This window comes from Enterobacter asburiae (assembly GCF_024599655.1).
Lineage (GTDB): Bacteria > Pseudomonadota > Gammaproteobacteria > Enterobacterales > Enterobacteriaceae > Enterobacter > Enterobacter asburiae_D.
Map to the genome: position 1 here is coordinate 1,497,203 of NZ_CP102247.1, position 15,297 is coordinate 1,512,499.

The window sequence follows — 15,297 nt, forward strand, 5'->3', positions numbered from 1 at the left end:
GCCGAAAATTATGCGAGCATGCCCTGGAGGAAAGAGTGGATAAAATATTTGTCGATGAAGCAGTAAACGAGCTGCATACCATACAGGACATGTTGCGCTGGTCGGTTAGCCGCTTCAGCGCCGCCAATATCTGGTACGGTCACGGTACCGATAACCCGTGGGATGAAGCCGTGCAGCTGGTGCTGCCGTCTCTCTACCTGCCGCTGGATATCCCGGAAGACATGCGCACCGCGCGCCTGACCTCCAGCGAAAAACACCGCATCGTTGAGCGCGTGATCCGCCGCGTGAACGAGCGCATCCCGGTCGCCTATCTGACCAACAAAGCCTGGTTCTGCGGCCACGAGTTCTACGTCGATGAACGCGTGCTGGTGCCGCGCTCGCCGATTGGCGAGCTGATCAACAACCACTTTGAAGGCCTGATCGGCCATCAGCCGCAGCACATTCTGGATATGTGTACCGGCAGCGGCTGCATCGCGATTGCCTGCGCGTACGCCTTCCCGGAAGCGGAAGTGGACGCCGTCGATATCTCCACCGACGCGCTGGCCGTGACCGAGCACAACATTGAAGAGCACGGCCTGATCCATCACGTTACGCCAATTCGCTCTGACCTGTTCCGCGATCTGCCAACGCTGCAGTACGATCTGATCGTCACCAACCCGCCGTACGTCGATGCGGAAGACATGTCCGATCTGCCGAACGAATACCGTCACGAGCCGGAGCTGGGTCTGGCGTCAGGCTCTGATGGCCTGAAGCTGACGCGCCGTATTCTGGCCTGCGCGCCGGATTATCTGACCGACGACGGCGTTCTGATTTGTGAAGTGGGCAACAGCATGGTACATCTGATAGAGCAGTACCCGGATGTGCCGTTCACCTGGCTTGAGTTCGACAACGGCGGTGACGGCGTCTTTATGCTGACCAAAGCGCAGCTGCTCGACGCGCGCGAACACTTCAGCATCTATAAAGATTAATCCAGCGGGCTTCGGCCCGTTTCACAACGCTCAAACACAAACAACAACATCGGAGCCGTGATGGCAGGAAACAGTATTGGACAGTTATTCCGCGTGACCACCTTTGGCGAGTCGCACGGGCTGGCGCTGGGCTGTATCGTTGATGGCGTACCGCCAGGCATCGAACTGACCGAAGCCGATTTACAGCACGACCTCGACCGTCGTCGTCCGGGCACCTCTCGCTACACCACGCAGCGTCGCGAGCCGGACCAGGTAAAAATTCTCTCCGGCGTCTTTGAAGGCCGCACCACCGGGACCAGCATTGGTCTGCTGATCGAAAACACCGATCAGCGCTCCCAGGACTACGGCGCTATCAAAGACGTCTTCCGTCCGGGCCACGCCGACTACACCTACGAACAAAAGTACGGCTTCCGCGACTATCGCGGCGGCGGGCGTTCTTCCGCGCGTGAAACCGCGATGCGCGTGGCGGCAGGGGCAATTGCTAAGAAATATCTGCAGCAGAAGTTTGGCATCGTCATTCGCGGCTGCCTGACCCAGATGGGCGACATTCCGCTGGCGATCAAAGACTGGGATCAGGTTGAACAAAACCCGTTCTTCTGTGCCGATGCCGACAAGCTGGAGGCGCTGGACGAACTGATGCGCGGGCTGAAAAAAGAGGGCGACTCCATTGGGGCGAAAGTCACCGTGGTGGCCGACGGCGTCCCGGCTGGCTGGGGCGAGCCGGTATTCGACCGTCTCGACGCCGACATTGCCCACGCGCTGATGAGCATCAACGCGGTGAAGGGCGTAGAGATTGGCGACGGCTTTGACGTGGTTCAGCTTCGCGGCAGTCAGAACCGCGACGAAATCACGAAGGCGGGCTTCCAGAGCAACCATGCGGGCGGCATCCTGGGCGGTATCAGCAGCGGGCAGCAGATTGTTGCCAACATCGCGCTGAAGCCAACTTCCAGCATCACCGTACCGGGCCACACGATTAACCGCGATGGCGAAGAAGTTGAGATGATCACCAAAGGACGTCACGATCCGTGCGTGGGGATCCGCGCGGTGCCGATCGCTGAAGCGATGCTGGCGATCGTGCTGATGGATCACTTCCTGCGCCAGCGCGCGCAGAATGCGGATGTGACGACCACCATTCCACGCTGGTAAACATGAAAAAAACCGCAATTGCTCTGCTGGCGCTGCTTGCCAGTGGAGCCAGTCTGGCCGCGACGCCATGGCAAAAAATCACCCACCCGGTGGCGGGGAGCGCGCAGTCCATTGGCGCCTTTTCCAACGGCTGTATCGTCGGTGCCCAGGAGCTTCCTCTCCAGTCTGATACCTATCAGGTGATGCGCACCGATCAGCGACGTTATTTCGGCCACCCGGATCTGGTGCTGTTCATCCAGCGTCTGGGAAACCAGGTGCATAACCTGGGGCTAGGCACGATGCTGATTGGCGATATGGGGATGCCTGCCGGCGGTCGCTTTAACGGTGGACACGCCAGTCACCAGACCGGACTGGATGTCGATATCTTCCTGCAGCTGCCGAAAGCCCGCTGGACCTCCGCCCAGCTGCTGAAACCGCAGGCGCTGGATCTGGTGGCGAGCGACGGTAAGCGCGTGGTGCCGTCCCTGTGGACGCGAGAGGTATCCAGCATGATCAAGCTGGCCGCGGAAGATAACGACGTCACGCGGATTTTCGTTAACCCGGCCATTAAGCAGCAGCTCTGCCTTGATGCCGGAACCGATCGCGACTGGCTGCGTAAAGTGCGCCCGTGGTTCCAGCATCGTGCGCACATGCACGTTCGTCTGCGCTGCCCGGCGAATAGCCTGGAATGTGAAGATCAGCCGCTACCACCGCCAGGCGATGGCTGCGGTGCGGAACTGCAAAGCTGGTTTGAACCGGCAAAACCTGGAACCTCTAAGCCTGAGAAGAAGACACCGCCTCCGTTGCCGCCTTCCTGCCAGGCGCTACTGGATGAGCATGTACTTTAATGGATAATTTCGTCGATCTGTTTATGGTGTCACCGTGGATGCTGGCGGCACTGTTTTTTGTTGCGATGCTAGCCGGTTTTATCGATGCCCTGGCGGGTGGGGGCGGTTTGCTGACCGTTCCGGCACTGCTGGCGGTGGGGATGAGCCCTGCCCAGGCGCTTGCCACGAACAAACTTCAGGCCTGCGGCGGATCGCTCTCCGCGTCGCTCTACTTTATTCGGCGTAAGGTGGTAAACCTTGCCGATCAGAAGCTGAATATTCTGATGACCTTTATCGGCTCGACCTCAGGTGCGCTGCTGGTTCAGCACGTGCAGTCTGATATTTTGCGTCAGATCCTGCCGATTCTGGTTATCTGCATTGGCCTCTACTTTTTGCTGATGCCTAAGCTCGGTGAAGAGGACCGCCAGCGTCGTCTGCACGGCCTGCCGTTTGCCCTGATTGCCGGGGGCTGTGTGGGTTTTTACGACGGTTTCTTCGGGCCGGGGGCCGGTTCATTTTATGCGCTGGCCTTCGTGACGCTGGCCGGGTTTAACCTCGCCAAATCTACCGCCCATGCCAAAGTGCTCAACGCGACCTCAAACGTCGGCGGCCTGCTGCTGTTTATCATCGGCGGTAAGGTCATCTGGGCAACCGGATTTGTGATGATGGCAGGACAGTTCCTGGGCGCGCGCGCGGGCTCGCGTCTGGTGTTAAGCAAAGGACAAAAACTTATTCGCCCGATGATCGTCATCGTCTCGGCCGTAATGAGCGCCAAACTTCTTTATGATAGCCATGGACAGGAGATCCTCACCTGGTTGGGGATGCACTAATGAACAGTACGCATAAATACGAACAGCTGATTGAGATTTTCGACGGCTGTTTTGCTGACGATTTTAATACCCGTCTGATTAAAGGCGACGACGAACCGATCTATCTTCCTGCTGATGCAGAGGTTCCGTATAACCGCATCGTCTTTGCCCACGGCTTTTATGCCAGCGGCTTGCACGAGATTTCGCACTGGTGCATTGCGGGGAAAGCGCGGCGTGAGCTGGTGGACTTCGGCTACTGGTACTGCCCGGACGGGCGTGACGCCGCTACCCAGGGGCAGTTTGAGGATGTGGAAGTGAAGCCGCAGGCGCTGGAATGGCTATTCTGCGTCGCGGCGGGTTTCCCGTTCAACGTCAGCTGTGACAACCTCGAAGGTGACTTCGAGCCAGACCGTATCGTCTTCCAGCGCCGCGTTCACGCGCAGGTGATGGAATATCTTGAGAAAGGCATCCCGGCACGTCCGGCACGCCTGATCGAGGCCTTACAGAATTATTACCACACGCCGGTTATCACGGCGGAATGCTTCCCTTGGCCGGAAGATCTTTAACAGAGGAAAGAAGATGATCGCAGAATTTGAATCACGCATTCTGGCGTTAATTGATGACATGGTGGAACACGCCAGTGATGATGAGCTGTTCGCCAGCGGTTATCTGCGTGGTCACCTGACGCTCGCGGTAGCCGAGCTGGAAGCGGGTGACGATCACTCTGCCGACGCCGTTCACGCTGAAGTCACTCGCAGCCTGGAAAAAGCCATTCTGGCCGGGGAGCTCTCTCCGCGCGACCAGTCACTGGTGCTGGGCATGTGGGACACTTTGTTCCAGCAGGCTAAACGCTAAGCCGCCGCCTTCTCTTCCCTCTCCCCTTTGGGGAGAGGGCCAGGGTGAGGGGATTTGACCGCACCCTACTTAACCTTCTTCCCCTTCAGCAGCTTCCGTACCCACAAGCGATTCGGATTTAGCCCCGCAAGCGTAACCCTGTCCAGCGGAATCGGCTCGTCGCTCATTTGCGCGGCTAACACTTCTGCCAGCAGCGGTGCGGAACACAGCCCGCGAGACCCTAATCCACCCAGCATATACAGCTCCGGATAAACCGGCGCGCTTACCCCGTTATCCCGGTTATCAGCAAGGTCCTGATAGGCCTCAATCGTTGCCTCATAGTCCGGCACATTTCCCGCCATCGGCAGATGATCGCGGGTGGCGCAGCGAACGCCGCAGCGCGCTTCCCCCTCGCTGACGTCAACCTCTTGCGCCCATGCCGCATTCGGGAAACAGTCAATCAGGCGCTGGCGGTTCTGCGCCTGATCCGCGTCGCTGTAGCGCATATCCGTTTCGCCACGATGGTAGCTGGCCCCGATGCAGTGATGACCGTTAGACGGATTTTGCGGCGTCAGATAGCCGTCATAGCACAGCACCTGACGCAGTTTGCTCAGTTCGGGCGCGGAAGGAATATGGCTTACCTGGCCGCCGACCGGATAAACCGGCAACGTTTCTGTCTGGATAAACTGGCTGATGTTATGCCCGTTTGCCAGCACAACGCTGGCATGGCTCGCCGCTTTGCCATCCGCAAAACGCAGATTCCAGCGCTCGCTTCGGCTCAGCGATTCAACGGTGTGAGCATAATGCGCCGTCAGCCCGCGCGACTGCGCCAGGGCAATGACCGCCGCGGTCAGCTCAGCCGGGCACAGCCAGCCGCCGAGCGGATACTGAATTCCCCCACAGCCGGTTTCCACGCCAGCGGTGTCTGCCACCTCTTGCGCACTCACCGCACGGGCAACCTCGTCAGGCAGGCCCAGCGACAGCATCTGCGTGATTTTCTGCTGGCTCTTTTCATCCCAGCCGAGCTGCGTCACGCCGCACCAGTCATGGTCAAACGCCACCGGCAGGGCGTCGTACAGGCGACGTGCGAAGGTAAACGCCGCCGGGAAAAACCGGAACAGGGCCGGGTCATGCGCGCTTAAAAGCGGATAGAGCGCCCCCTGGCGGTTGCCGGAGGCGCCGCTTGCTGGCGCATCGTCAGCACAGTAGAGCGTGACCTGCCAGCCACGGTGGAGAAGCGCGAGGGACAGCAGGGCGCTGGCGATCCCCCCGCCGACTATCGCCACCTCACGTGATGCGCTGGCGCGGCGTGCAAACCAGGGCGCCTGAGCGGGAACGTCCAGCGTCTGCTCCATTCTGCCGACCAGCATGTCGCGCTTGCGGCCAAAGCCTTTGGTCTTCTGCATGGTAAAGCCCGCCTCCTGCAGCCCGCGGCGGACAAAGCCTGCCGAGGTGAAGGTGGCAAGCGTTGCGCCAGGACGCGCCAGCCGGGCCATCGCGCTAAACAGATGCTGGCTCCACATGTCCGGGTTTTTGGCGGGGGCAAAGCCGTCCAGGAACCACGCGTCCACCGTCTGATTCATCGAATCATCGAGCGTATCGGTCAGGTCATTGATGTCGCCAAGCCATAAATCCAGCGTTACGCGTCCGCCGTCCAGAATCAGACGGTGGCAGCCGCCGATGTGAGGCGGCCACTGCGCCTGAAGCTGCTCCGCCAGGGTGGCAAGCTCTGGCCAGCGCTGATGAGCGAGCCGCAGATCGTGCGCGGTGAGCGGGAATTTTTCGAAACTGATGAAATGTAATCTTTGTAGCGTAGCCTCAGGGTGTGCAGCGTGAAACTGGTTAAACGCCTGCCAGAGGGTTAAAAAATTCAGCCCGGTGCCGAATCCACTTTCCGCGACCACAAACAGGCTGCGCGAATGCTCCGGGAAGCGGGTGCTGAGCTGGTTTCCGTCGAGGAAAACATAGCGAGTTTCTTCGAGTCCGTTATCATTAGAAAAATAGACGTCATCAAAATCTCGGGAAACAGGTGTACCCTCAGCGTTGAATTCGAGGTTGGCGGGTTGTATAGCGTTTTGTTTCACGTAAGTTACTCGTCTGACAGGCAGTGGCACGATCTTAACGATGTGAGTCCATCGGTGCAAATTTCCGCAGAAAATGTCTGATCGGACTTGTTCGGCGTACAAGTGTACGCTATTGTGCGACTCGAAACTTACTATAGTGCGACTTACAGAGGTATTGAATGAAACGTGCAGTGATTACTGGCCTGGGCATTGTTTCCAGCATCGGTAATAACCAGCAGGAAGTCCTGGCATCTCTGCGTGAAGGACGCTCCGGGATCACTTTCTCTGAAGAGTTTAAAGATTCAGGTATGCGTAGCCACGTATGGGGTAACGTCAAACTGGACACCACCGGTTTGATTGACCGCAAAGTGGTTCGTTTCATGAACGATGCCTCTATTTATGCTTATCTCTCCATGCAGGAAGCGATCAAAGATTCCGGCCTGAGTGAAGAGGTTTATCAGAACAACCCGCGCGTGGGTCTGATCGCCGGTTCCGGCGGCTCGTCAAAAGCGCAGGTATTCGGCGCTGACGCAATGCGTAGCCCGCGTGGTCTGAAAGCAGTAGGTCCGTACGTGGTGACTAAAGCCATGGGTTCTGCGGTTTCCGCGTGCCTGGCGACCCCATTCAAAATCCACGGTGTGAACTACTCCATCAGCTCCGCGTGTGCGACTTCCGCACACTGCATCGGTAATGCTGTTGAGCAGATCCAGTTGGGTAAACAGGACATCGTATTTGCTGGCGGCGGCGAAGAGCTGGGCTGGGAAATGGCCTGTGAATTCGACGCGATGGGCGCACTGTCCACCAAGTACAATGAAACCCCGGATAAAGCCTCCCGTACCTATGATGCGCACCGTGACGGTTTCGTTATCGCTGGCGGCGGCGGTATGGTTGTGGTTGAAGAGCTTGAGCATGCCCTGGCACGCGGCGCGCACATCTACGCTGAGATCGTGGGCTACGGTGCAACGTCTGATGGCGCCGACATGGTTGCGCCATCCGGCGAAGGCGCGGTGCGCTGCATGAAGATGGCGATGCACGGCGTTGACACCCCAATCGACTACCTGAACTCCCACGGTACCTCTACTCCGGTAGGCGACGTGAAAGAGCTGGGTGCGATCCGTGAAGTCTTCGGCGACAACAGCCCGGCGATCTCCGCGACCAAAGCCATGACCGGTCACTCTCTGGGTGCGGCTGGCGTGCAGGAAGCGATCTACTCTCTGCTGATGCTGGAAAACGGCTTTATCGCGCCAAGCATCAACATTGATGAGATGGACGAGCAGGCTGCTGGCCTGAACATCGTGACCAAACCAATGGACGTGACGCTGACCACCGTCATGTCAAACAGCTTCGGCTTCGGTGGCACCAACGCCACGCTGGTAATGCGTAAGCTGAAAGCATAAGCGTTTGAATGTATAGTAGAAGGGAGCCTGATGGCTCCCTTTTTTTATGCCTGAATTCGGAGTTATGCATGACGGCCGCAACCTCAGAAAAAAACGCCACGTCCGGGAACATCTCGCTGTTCCGCATCGCTTTTGCGGTATTTCTAACCTATATGACCGTTGGCCTGCCGCTGCCGGTGATCCCGCTGTTCGTTCATCAGGAACTGGGCTATGGCAACACCATGGTCGGCATTGCCGTGGGCATTCAGTTTTTAGCCACGGTATTAACCCGCGGTTACGCCGGACGGCTGGCGGATCAGCACGGTGCAAAACGTTCGGCATTACAGGGGATGTTTGCCTGTGGGCTGGCGGGCGGCGCATGGCTGCTGGCTGCTCTGCTGCCGGTAGACGCCGCGTATAAATTTGCGCTGCTGGTGCTGGGCCGTTTAATCCTTGGCTTTGGTGAAAGCCAGCTGCTGACCGGCACCCTGACCTGGGGAATGGGTCTGGTGGGGCCGGCACGCTCCGGCAAGGTGATGTCCTGGAACGGCATGGCCATCTATGGCGCGCTGGCCGCAGGCGCACCGCTTGGGCTGCTGATCAATAGCCAGTTTGGGTTTGCGGCGCTGGCCGCCACCACGATGGTTTTACCCCTGCTGGCGTGGGCGTTTAACGGTTCGGTCCGTAAGGTGCCCGCGCACAAAGGCGAGCGTCCTTCCCTGTGGAGCGTGGTCGGCCAGATCTGGCAGCCGGGTCTTGGCCTGGCGCTGCAGGGCGTGGGTTTTGCGGTGATTGGTACCTTCGTCTCGCTCTATTTTATGAGCCGCGGCTGGGCGATGGCCGGTTTTACGCTTACCGCGTTTGGCGGCGCGTTTGTGCTGATGCGCGTGCTTTTTGGCTGGATGCCGGATCGCTTCGGCGGCGTGAAGGTCGCGGTAGCGTCGCTGATGATAGAGACCGTGGGTCTGCTGCTGCTGTGGAATGCACCCGTGGCATCCGTTGCGCTGCTTGGCGCGGCGCTAACCGGCTGCGGCTGTTCACTGATCTTCCCGGCGCTGGGCGTTGAAGTGGTGAAGCGCGTGGCCCCGCAGGTGCGCGGTACGGCGCTGGGCGGCTATGCGGCGTTTCAGGATATCTCATACGGGGTAACCGGACCGCTGGCCGGGGTGTTAGCCACCTCGTTTGGTTATCCGTCCGTCTTCCTGGCCGGTGCGGTTTCTGCGGTGGTGGGGATCGTGGTGACGCTGGTGGCGTTTCGCAGGACTTGAGCCGTTGTTGCCGGGTGGCGGCTGCGCCTTACCCGGCCTACGATTCGAGCCGTTGTAGGCCCGGTAAGCGCCGCGCCACCGGGCAAAACCTCAGGCAACCAGCCAGAAAATCGCCAGTGCAATCAGTAGCGCAATAAACATCAACCCCGGACGCGCAGAGAGCGTCCTGAACGTCTCGACGACCGGCGCAAACAGCGGGCTGTAGATCGGCTGAATGTTTCTCACCTCCGGCACGCCGCCTTCACGCTCGGCGCGACGAACGAAGATTTGATTGAGCAGATCCTGCACCTGCGCGGTGGTCAGTACCGTTTGCGGCGTGGCCTGCCAGTTTTGCTGGGCGTAATCCCGAATCACGTCGAGCTCATGCGGCTCAAGCGGCTGCTTCAGTGCCGCCTGGACGGTATGCAGGGTAGGGGCATTCTGGGCGCTGAGCGTCTGGCGCGCCTGGAGCCAGGTTACCAGATGAGTAAACTGTTTGGCCGGGATCAGCTCACCCGCCTTCACGCCGGACAGCTCCAGCATGGATTGCCAGATAAGCTTCGTCGGTTCGCCGGTGGCCGCAGCCAGCTTTGTCACCATCTGCTTGAGCGTGTTGTGCTCGGCGGGCAGCAGCGAACGCTCGGTCGCCGGGCGCACCTGAGGCTGCGGAATCGACAGCTCGTTGTTCTGCAGCAGGGTCAGCACGGTTTTGAGCTGGTCGGGCGTCAGCTGCCCCAGCGCGGTCTGACCATACTGCTGGCGAATAAAATCACTCACCGCCTGGCGGTTATTGCCCTGGCCCAGCAGCTCCGTCAGCTGAGCAACAATCTGGCGCGTGGTGTGGTTCTGCTGCGCGTTATTGATACGCTGGTTCAGGTTTTGCTCGGCAGCAGGGAAATGACGCGACTGCAGCGGTGCGTCGTTCCTCACGCCTAGATCATGCTTAACCCCGGCCCAGACTTCCGCGTTTTGCTGTGAAGTCAGCGCAATCAGGCGCGTGATCAGTCGCTCCAGCACGGTGCGCTGTTGCGTGGATAGCGGTTGTTCACCGGCAACGTTTGGCGTGACGGGGCCTTCACCCGGAGGGCGTGGCGGCGTACCTGAAATGGGCTGCATCGTCAAAAATCCTTAAAGTCAAAACTCAGCGTAAACCAGGTATACGTATATGCCTGGCGGCCAGATTATGGCACACTTGACAGGTTTTCTTCCTCTCAAACAGGTACTCAGACGTGAAAATCCTCGTTGATGAAAATATGCCTTATGCCCGTGAGCTGTTTAGCCGCCTGGGTAACGTTAAGGCTGTCCCTGGTCGCCCGATCCCGGTCAACGAACTGGATGACGCAGACGCGCTGATGGTGCGCTCGGTGACCAAGGTAAATGAGGCGTTGCTTGCCGGTAAAGCGATTAAGTTTGTCGGAACCGCAACGGCAGGGACCGATCATGTGGATGATAAGTGGCTGAAGCAGGCTGGAATCGGTTTTTCCGCCGCGCCGGGCTGTAACGCCATTGCCGTTGTGGAATACGTTTTCTCCTCGCTGCTGATGCTGGCCGAGCGCGACGGGTTTGCGCTGAAAGACCGCACCGTGGGGATTGTCGGCGTGGGTAACGTCGGCGGACGCCTGCAAAAGCGCTTTGAAGCATTTGGGATCCGCACGCTGCTGTGCGATCCGCCGCGCAAAGACAACGGCGATGAGGGCGATTTCCGCTCGCTGGACGAGCTGGTCGAACAGTGTGACGTGCTGACGTTCCACACGCCGCTGTTTAAAGAGGGGCCGTATAAGTCGCTGCATCTTGCTGACGAGGCGCTGATCCGTCGTCTGAAGGCTGGCACTATTCTGATAAATGCCTGCCGGGGTCCGGTCGTAGATAACGCCGCGCTGCTGAGATGTCTGAATGAAGGACAAGACCTCAGCGTGGTGCTGGACGTCTGGGAGCCGGAGCCGGATCTCAACGTTGAGCTGCTTAACAAGGTGGACGTGGGCACGGCGCATATCGCCGGTTATACCCTTGAGGGGAAAGCGCGCGGTACGACGCAGGTCTTCGAGGCCTACAGCGCTTTTATCGGCCATCCGCAGCAGGTAGCGCTCGATACCTTACTCCCCGCGCCTGAATTTGGCCGCATCACCCTGCACGGCCCGCTCGATCAGGCAACGCTGAAAAGGCTGGTGCATTTGGTGTATGATGTGCGCCGCGATGATGCGCTGCTGCGTAAAGTGGCGGGGATCCCGGGTGAGTTTGATAAGCTGCGCAAGAACTACGTTGAGCGCCGCGAGTGGTCTTCCCTGTATGTGATGTGCGACGACGCGTCGGCGGCGACGCTGCTGCATAAGCTGGGATTTAACGCCGTTCATCACCCGGCGCATTAATGTCTTCTTAATGCTCCCTGTCGGATACTCCGACAGGGACGCTTTTTTATTTCTGGAGTAAACCACCATGTCTGAAGGCTGGAACATTGCCATTTTAGGTGCCACGGGTGCCGTGGGCGAAGCCCTGCTCGAAACCCTTGCTGAGCGTCAGTTCCCGGTGGGCGACATCTATGCGCTGGCGCGTACCGACAGCGCAGGTGAGCATCTGCGTTTTAACAGTAAATCCGTTATGGTCCAGGACGCGGCAGCGTTCGACTGGACGCAGGCGCAGCTGGCGTTTTTCGCCGCGGGTGCTGAAGCGACTGCTGCGTACGTTGAAGAAGCGACCAACGCAGGCTGCCTGGTGATCGACCTGAGCGGCCTGTTCTCAATGGAGCCGGATGTGCCGCTGGTGGTGCCGGACGTGAACCCGTTTGTGCTGGCTGACTACCGCAACCGTAACGTCATTGCGGTCCCGAACAGCCTGACCAGCCAGCTGCTGACCGCCCTGAAGCCGCTGATCGACGACGGCGGCCTGTCGCGCATTACCGTCACCAGCCTGCTTTCCGCGTCCGCGAACGGCAAAAAGGCCGTTGACGCGCTGGCCGGGCAGAGCGCGAAGCTGTTGAACGGTATCCCGATTGATGAAGATGATTTCTTTGGCCGCCAGCTGGCGTTCAACATGCTGCCGCTGCTGCCGGACCGCGAGGGCTCCGTGCGCGAAGAGCGCCGCATCGTCGATGAAGTGCGTAAAATTCTGCAGGATGATGGCCTGATGATCTCCGCGAACGTCGTGCAGTCCCCGGTCTTCTACGGCCACGCGCAGATGGTTGGCTTTGAAGCCCTGCGTCCGCTGGCGGCAGAAGAGGCGCGCGACGCGTTTGGCCGCGGTGAAGACATCGTGCTCTCTGAAGAGAGCGAGTTCCCGACGCAGGTTGGCGATGCCACCGGCAGCGCGCATCTTTCCGTTGGCTGCGTGCGTAACGATTACGGTATGCCGGAGCAGGTTCAGTTCTGGTCGGTTGCTGACAACGTCCGCTTTGGCGGCGCGCTGATGGCGGTCAAAATCGCTGAAAAACTGGTGCAGGAGTACCTGTACTGATGTCAGACGTGGAACAAAAGCCGGTCCATAGAATTGCCCTCGGCATTGAGTACGATGGCAGTAAATATTATGGCTGGCAGCGTCAGAACGAGGTGCGCAGCGTCCAGGAAAAGCTGGAGAAAGCGCTCTCGCAGGTAGCAAACGAGCCGATTAACGTCCTGTGCGCAGGACGTACGGACGCGGGTGTTCACGGTACGGGGCAGGTGGTTCACTTTGAAACCACCGCCGTGCGTAAGGATGCAGCCTGGACCCTGGGTGTAAATGCGAATTTGCCTGGTGACATTGCGGTGCGTTGGGTAAAAACTGTGCCGGATGATTTTCACGCGCGCTTCAGCGCCACGGCGCGTCGCTACCGGTATGTCATCTACAACCAGCGCCTGCGCCCGGCGGTGTTAAGCCAGGGCGTGACGCATTTTTATGAGCCGCTTGATGCGGAACGTATGCATCGCGCGGCGCAGTGCCTGATTGGTGAAAATGACTTTACGTCGTTTCGTGCGGTGCAGTGTCAGTCCCGCACGCCGTGGCGCAACGTCATGCACATAAACGTCAGCCGTTTTGGCGCGTATGTGGTGGTGGATATCAAAGCCAATGCCTTTGTACATCATATGGTTCGGAATATTGTGGGCAGCCTGATGGAAGTGGGTGCCGGACACCAGCCGGAGAGCTGGATTGCAGACCTGCTGGCAGCGAAGGACAGAACGCTTGCGGCAGCCACGGCGAAAGCGGAAGGATTGTATCTGGTCTCAGTAGACTATCCGGATCGATTTGACCTGCCGAAACCGCCAATGGGCCCGCTGTTTTTAGCGGACTAAACAAAGGTGCAATTAGGGCTTAGACAATATGGACGTAATTCGTTTTTTGATTGATTTCATTCTGCATATTGATGTTCACCTGGCGGAGCTGGTCGCGCAGTATGGCGTCTGGGTTTACGCCATTCTGTTCCTCATTCTGTTTTGTGAAACCGGTCTGGTCGTTACCCCATTCCTGCCGGGGGATTCACTGCTGTTCGTTGCCGGGGCGCTATCGGCGTTACCCACTAACGATCTGAACGTGCATCTTATGGTTGTGCTGATGGTGATTGCCGCCATTGTCGGTGATGCGGTCAACTATACGATTGGACGGGTATTCGGTGAGCGGCTTTTCAGCAATCCTGATTCGAAAATTTTCCGCCGCAGCTATTTAGACAAAACCCATGCGTTCTATGAACGCCATGGCGGAAAAACCATTATCCTTGCGCGTTTTGTGCCTATTGTGCGCACATTTGCACCGTTTGTGGCGGGAATGGGGCATATGTCCTATCGTCATTTTGCGGCATACAACGTGATTGGCGCGCTGCTGTGGGTACTGCTGTTTACCTACGCAGGCTACCTGTTTGGCGATCTTCCGGTGGTTCAGGAAAACCTTAAGTTACTGATTGTAGCGATTATTGTGCTTTCCGTACTGCCGGGCGTTATCGAAATCATTCGTCACAAACGTGCGGCGGCAAAACAAGCGAAGTAAATGCACGCTGGCGGTTCGACCACTTTTTTATCCAAAGTTTCGGGCTGTTATGTTTTAATGTGCAACATTCATGGTCTGTTGGAGGCAAAAATGGCATTATTCGCCTCTTATAGCAAAACTGGCATACGACCAGGTTCAGGCAGAAAGGTTATCAATGAGCTGGATTGAACGAATTAAAAGCAACATTACCCCGACGCGCAAAGCGAGCATTCCTGAAGGGGTATGGACGAAGTGTGATAGCTGCGGTCAGGTTCTGTATCGCGCAGAGCTGGAGCGCAACCTTGAGGTGTGTCCGAAGTGTGACCACCATATGCGTATGTCGGCGCGCAACCGCCTGCATAGCCTGCTGGACGAAGGCTCTCTGGTAGAGCTGGGTAGCGAACTCGAGCCAAAAGACGTGCTGAAGTTCCGCGATTCCAAAAAATACAAAGATCGTCTGGCCTCTGCACAGAAAGAGACCGGCGAGAAAGACGCGCTGATCGTCATGAAAGGCACCCTGCATGAGATGCCGGTTGTCGCCGCTGCCTTTGAGTTCGCCTTTATGGGCGGCTCTATGGGCTCCGTGGTCGGTGCGCGCTTCGTGCGTGCCGTAGAGCAGGCTCTGGAAGACAACTGTCCGCTGATCTGCTTCTCTGCCTCCGGCGGTGCGCGTATGCAGGAAGCGCTGATGTCGCTGATGCAGATGGCGAAAACCTCTGCTGCGCTGGCGAAAATGCAGGAGCGCGGTCTTCCGTACATCTCCGTGCTAACCGACCCTACCATGGGCGGCGTCTCCGCGAGCTTCGCGATGCTGGGCGATCTGAACATCGCTGAGCCAAAAGCGCTGATCGGCTTTGCGGGGCCTCGCGTTATCGAGCAGACCGTTCGTGAAAAGCTGCCGCCGGGCTTCCAGCGCAGTGAGTTCCTCATTGAGAAAGGTGCTATCGACATGATTGTCCGCCGTCCGGAAATGCGCCTGAAGCTGGCGAGCATCCTGGCGAAGCTGATGAATCTGCCAGCGCCAAACCCGGATGAGCCGCGCGAAGGCGTGGTGGTACCGGATCAGGAACCCGAGGCCTGATAACTGAAAAGGGCAGGGCCGGTTGGCGCTGCCCTTTTGCT

Annotated in this window: 15 protein-coding genes; 13 read left to right on the forward strand and 2 right to left on the reverse strand. The window is 58.4% G+C overall.

What is annotated here, in order from left to right; translation table 11 throughout:
• The first annotated feature begins 35 nt into the window (after positions 1-35).
• The 6 genes from prmB to NQ230_RS07170 are packed head-to-tail and all read left to right on the forward strand — an operon-like array spanning position 36 to position 4,584.
• Entirely contained in the window at positions 36-968 is a 933-nt protein-coding gene (gene prmB / locus NQ230_RS07145; protein ID WP_008502612.1) for a 50S ribosomal protein L3 N(5)-glutamine methyltransferase, read from the forward strand.
• 60 nt (positions 969-1,028) lie between these two features.
• Positions 1,029-2,114, forward strand: a complete 1,086-nt coding sequence (gene aroC / locus NQ230_RS07150) for a chorismate synthase (RefSeq protein WP_029742149.1) — start codon at positions 1,029-1,031, stop codon at positions 2,112-2,114.
• 2 nt (positions 2,115-2,116) lie between these two features.
• A complete protein-coding gene (gene mepA / locus NQ230_RS07155; RefSeq protein WP_023336439.1) occupies positions 2,117-2,941 on the forward strand; it encodes a penicillin-insensitive murein endopeptidase in 825 nt (274 codons plus the stop codon).
• Positions 2,941-3,750 carry a sulfite exporter TauE/SafE family protein gene (locus NQ230_RS07160; RefSeq protein WP_121425240.1) on the forward strand — a complete coding sequence of 270 codons (810 nt, stop codon included), beginning with the start codon at positions 2,941-2,943 and terminating at the stop codon, positions 3,748-3,750. The genes mepA and NQ230_RS07160 overlap by 1 nt, the downstream gene beginning before the upstream one ends.
• Positions 3,750-4,295 carry an elongation factor P hydroxylase gene (locus NQ230_RS07165; RefSeq protein ID WP_252032595.1) on the forward strand — a complete coding sequence of 182 codons (546 nt, stop codon included), beginning with the start codon at positions 3,750-3,752 and terminating at the stop codon, positions 4,293-4,295. Before NQ230_RS07160 ends, NQ230_RS07165 begins: the two co-directional genes overlap by 1 nt.
• Positions 4,296-4,308: 13 nt before the next feature.
• A complete protein-coding gene (locus NQ230_RS07170) occupies positions 4,309-4,584 on the forward strand; it encodes a YfcL family protein (RefSeq protein ID WP_033146100.1) in 276 nt (91 codons plus the stop codon).
• A gap of 65 nt (positions 4,585-4,649) precedes the next feature.
• Here the strand turns inward: NQ230_RS07170 and mnmC are convergent, their stop codons facing one another.
• Positions 4,650-6,647 carry a bifunctional tRNA (5-methylaminomethyl-2-thiouridine)(34)-methyltransferase MnmC2/FAD-dependent 5-carboxymethylaminomethyl-2-thiouridine(34) oxidoreductase MnmC1 gene (mnmC, locus tag NQ230_RS07175; RefSeq protein ID WP_257260597.1) on the reverse strand — a complete coding sequence of 666 codons (1,998 nt, stop codon included), beginning with the start codon at positions 6,645-6,647 and terminating at the stop codon, positions 4,650-4,652.
• 158 nt (positions 6,648-6,805) lie between these two features.
• Between mnmC and fabB the strand changes: the two genes are divergently transcribed.
• Together fabB and NQ230_RS07185 are read left to right on the forward strand one after the other, a co-directional pair.
• On the forward strand, positions 6,806-8,023 hold the full coding sequence (gene fabB, locus NQ230_RS07180) for a beta-ketoacyl-ACP synthase I (protein WP_257260599.1): 1,218 nt from the start codon (positions 6,806-6,808) through the stop codon (positions 8,021-8,023).
• Between the two features lie 68 nt (positions 8,024-8,091).
• A complete protein-coding gene (locus NQ230_RS07185; RefSeq protein WP_159514626.1) occupies positions 8,092-9,270 on the forward strand; it encodes an MFS transporter in 1,179 nt (392 codons plus the stop codon).
• Positions 9,271-9,360: 90 nt separating this feature from the next.
• Here the strand turns inward: NQ230_RS07185 and flk are convergent, their stop codons facing one another.
• Positions 9,361-10,365, reverse strand: a complete 1,005-nt coding sequence (gene flk / locus NQ230_RS07190) for a flagella biosynthesis regulator Flk (RefSeq protein ID WP_257260601.1) — start codon at positions 10,363-10,365, stop codon at positions 9,361-9,363.
• A 113-nt stretch (positions 10,366-10,478) separates the two neighbouring features.
• On the opposite strand from flk, the gene pdxB reads away from it, so the two are divergent.
• The 5 genes from pdxB (at position 10,479) to accD (ending at position 15,256) form a co-directional block, all read left to right on the forward strand.
• Entirely contained in the window at positions 10,479-11,615 is a 1,137-nt protein-coding gene (gene pdxB, locus NQ230_RS07195; protein ID WP_213820420.1) for a 4-phosphoerythronate dehydrogenase PdxB, read from the forward strand.
• A gap of 67 nt (positions 11,616-11,682) precedes the next feature.
• A complete protein-coding gene (locus NQ230_RS07200; protein ID WP_024908943.1) occupies positions 11,683-12,696 on the forward strand; it encodes an aspartate-semialdehyde dehydrogenase in 1,014 nt (337 codons plus the stop codon).
• Entirely contained in the window at positions 12,696-13,508 is an 813-nt protein-coding gene (gene truA / locus NQ230_RS07205) for a tRNA pseudouridine(38-40) synthase TruA (protein WP_257260605.1), read from the forward strand. Before NQ230_RS07200 ends, truA begins: the two co-directional genes overlap by 1 nt.
• Before the next feature lie 28 nt (positions 13,509-13,536).
• Entirely contained in the window at positions 13,537-14,196 is a 660-nt protein-coding gene (locus NQ230_RS07210; RefSeq protein ID WP_121425249.1) for a DedA family protein, read from the forward strand.
• A gap of 154 nt (positions 14,197-14,350) precedes the next feature.
• Positions 14,351-15,256 carry an acetyl-CoA carboxylase, carboxyltransferase subunit beta gene (gene accD / locus NQ230_RS07215; protein ID WP_023336427.1) on the forward strand — a complete coding sequence of 302 codons (906 nt, stop codon included), beginning with the start codon at positions 14,351-14,353 and terminating at the stop codon, positions 15,254-15,256.
• The last annotated feature ends 41 nt before the right edge of the window (positions 15,257-15,297 follow it).

Coding starts and splice junctions, on each gene's coding strand:
- aroC (WP_029742149.1), top strand. CDS start 1,029: ATGGCAGGAAACAGTATTGGACAGTTATTCCGCGTGACCACCTTTGGC.
- mepA (WP_023336439.1), top strand. CDS start 2,117: ATGAAAAAAACCGCAATTGCTCTGCTGGCGCTGCTTGCCAGTGGAGCC.
- NQ230_RS07160 (WP_121425240.1), top strand. CDS start 2,941: ATGGATAATTTCGTCGATCTGTTTATGGTGTCACCGTGGATGCTGGCG.
- NQ230_RS07165 (WP_252032595.1), top strand. CDS start 3,750: ATGAACAGTACGCATAAATACGAACAGCTGATTGAGATTTTCGACGGC.
- NQ230_RS07170 (WP_033146100.1), top strand. CDS start 4,309: ATGATCGCAGAATTTGAATCACGCATTCTGGCGTTAATTGATGACATG.
- fabB (WP_257260599.1), top strand. CDS start 6,806: ATGAAACGTGCAGTGATTACTGGCCTGGGCATTGTTTCCAGCATCGGT.
- NQ230_RS07185 (WP_159514626.1), top strand. CDS start 8,092: ATGACGGCCGCAACCTCAGAAAAAAACGCCACGTCCGGGAACATCTCG.
- flk (WP_257260601.1), bottom strand. CDS start 10,365: ATGCAGCCCATTTCAGGTACGCCGCCACGCCCTCCGGGTGAAGGCCCC.
- NQ230_RS07200 (WP_024908943.1), top strand. CDS start 11,683: ATGTCTGAAGGCTGGAACATTGCCATTTTAGGTGCCACGGGTGCCGTG.
- truA (WP_257260605.1), top strand. CDS start 12,696: ATGTCAGACGTGGAACAAAAGCCGGTCCATAGAATTGCCCTCGGCATT.
- NQ230_RS07210 (WP_121425249.1), top strand. CDS start 13,537: ATGGACGTAATTCGTTTTTTGATTGATTTCATTCTGCATATTGATGTT.
- accD (WP_023336427.1), top strand. CDS start 14,351: ATGAGCTGGATTGAACGAATTAAAAGCAACATTACCCCGACGCGCAAA.